Source organism: Streptomyces fuscigenes, from assembly GCF_021556455.1.
Lineage (GTDB): Bacteria > Actinomycetota > Actinomycetes > Streptomycetales > Streptomycetaceae > Streptomyces > Streptomyces fuscigenes.
On the sequence record NZ_JAKGCV010000660.1, the window covers coordinates 1 to 2126 of the forward strand.

Genomic DNA, 2126 nt, shown 5'->3' on the forward strand with positions numbered 1-2126 from the left:
CGGTTACATTCCGAACCCGGAAGCTAAGCCTTACCGCGCCGATGGTACTGCAGGGGGGACCCTGTGGGAGAGTAGGTCGCCGCCGAACAATTGTTGTGGGAAGGGCCCGTGCCGGGATGGTACGGGCTCTTTCTGCGTTCCAGAACACTTTCCACGCGACCGGATTCCAGGAACGCCCTCATGCGCCCGGGGCCGGTCCCGGTGCGGCGGACGCCTCCGGGCCTGCCGGTCGCGGGCCCCCATCTCCTTGCGGGTGCGGCGCGGGGCATGGACGATCGGGGCATGAGCCCCGACGACCATGTCATCCGTGCCGTACGCCCCGAGGAATGGCGGCAGGCCAAGGAGCTGCGGCTGCTCGGCCTCCAGGACCCGGCGGCACCCGTCGCCTTCCTGGAGACCTACGAGCAGAGCCTCGCCCAGCCCGACTCCTTCTGGCAGCAGCGGACCTCCGGCCGCGGCGGGCTCACGCGGCAGTTCGTCGCCGAGGCGCCCGACGGGAGCTGGTCCGGATCGCTGACCGTGCTGATCGAGGAGGCCGGCAGCCTCGACTTCATGAACACGGTCGTGCGGCAGCGGCAGGGACACGTCGTCGGCGTGTTCCTACGGTCGGAGCGGCGGGGGACCGGGCTCATCGGCGACCTGCTGGCCGGCGGGCTCGACTGGGCGTGGGCGCAGGACCCGCCGCTGGAGCGCGTACGCCTCTGCGTCCACGAGAACAACCTCCGGGCACAGGCCGCGTACCGCAGGGCGGGTTTCCGGGCGACCGGCCTGGTACTGCCGTTCGCGACGGACCCCTCGGCCAAGGAGTACGAGATGGACGTCACCCGGCCGCAGCCGCAGCCCCAGCCGCAGCCGCCGGCGCGGTCGTAGCCGCGCCCGCAGCGGCGCGGGGCCCGTGCGACGGCTCACCGCCGGAGTTCTGCCACCCCCGGACCCTGCCACCCGCCAGGTCTCCCGGCCGGTCTCCCGGCAGGAGCCGCCGAGGGCTACGGCGCGTCGGCGAAGTCGTGGCGGGGCCAGCGGGCGCGGCCCTGCTCGCGGGAGCGCATCAGAGCCAGCGGCGGCAGACCTTGGGCGCGGCCCGTGGCCAGCAGGTCGGGGAGCATCGGCAGCGGGGCGACGGCGGCCACGTCGTCCAGGACGAGGGCCATTGGTGGGTCGAGCCGACCGTCAGGTGACCTGGCGGCCATGCGGCGGCCGTGCTCGACCACGTGCGAGGCGAGCGCCGTGAGCAGCGGCATCGCGCCGGGGTGCTGGCGGGGATCCTCGATCGGCTCACCCACCACGTACAGTGTCCCCCCTTCGGCCGCGAAAGACGCCAGTGAGACGGCATCAGTTCGATTGAACGTCACCGCGTCGCGGATGTGGACCGACGAGAGCGACGAGAGGGCGCGGGCGGTCAACTGCTGTGCGGCCTCGCGGCGTTCCGGGTGGGCGGTGAGGGCGTTCTCCAGCAGGCCGGCGAGGCCCGGGGCGGCCTTGGGGTGCGTGCGCAGGACCCGTACGGCGTCCTGGGCCGCCGCGCCCTGGGCCCAGCGGTGGACCTGCCTGAACGGGCGGCCGTCGACGGCCGCCGCGTGCAGCCAGCACCGCAGCATGGTCTCCGCCGTGTCGGCCGTCGCCGCGTCCAGCGTCGACTGCGGCCGTACGGGGGCCAGGAGGGCGATCGCACGGTCACCGGCGGATGCCGGGTCCTCGCAGCCCGCGCTCGGCGACCAACGCAGCCGGGCGGGCGTGTCGCACAGGTGGCCCGGGTCGTAGACCAGGACCGGGCCGAGTTTCGCGCGGGCGTCCTTCGTGTCGCTCCACACGGCCGGGTTCGACGTGACGACCAGGGCGGGGCCCTCGGCGTCCCTGATCGCGGCCACCGCGGCGGGCCTGCGGGTCGCGGCGTCGCCGTAGTGCACCTGCCGCGGGGCCCGTTGCGTGGGCAGCGGCACGGCGGGGACGGCCGGGGAGTGGTGCGCCGCCGCGCCGTCCGGTGCCGCGGGCGTCGGAGCGAAGTCGAAGCCCTTGACCTCGGTCGAGAGGTTCGAGGCGGCGTTCGCGTCGCTCGTGTACGAGATGCCGACGGCGGCCGTGACCGACGGGTCCGCGGAGGTGTCGAACGTCAGGTACATCCCGTT

2 protein-coding genes and 1 rRNA gene are annotated in these 2126 nt (G+C 74.0%); 2 read left to right on the plus strand and 1 reads right to left on the minus strand.

Annotation, left to right across the window (positions count from 1 at the left end; translation table 11 throughout):
* Positions 1-88, plus strand: a 5S ribosomal RNA gene (rrf, locus tag L1885_RS27480); the annotation flags it as partial.
* 194 nt (positions 89-282) lie between these two features.
* On the plus strand, positions 283-870 hold the full coding sequence (locus tag L1885_RS27485) for a GNAT family N-acetyltransferase (protein WP_235799857.1): 588 nt from the start codon (positions 283-285) through the stop codon (positions 868-870).
* Between the two features lie 116 nt (positions 871-986).
* Here the strand turns inward: L1885_RS27485 and L1885_RS27490 are convergent.
* Positions 987-2126 (minus strand): type IV secretory system conjugative DNA transfer family protein (locus tag L1885_RS27490; RefSeq protein ID WP_268984596.1); only part of this gene is annotated, 1140 nt, incomplete at its 5' end.

Bases quoted from the DNA above. Each gene is read 5' to 3' on its own strand.
- L1885_RS27485 (WP_235799857.1), top strand. From the start codon at position 283: ATGAGCCCCGACGACCATGTCATCCGTGCCGTACGCCCCGAGGAATGG.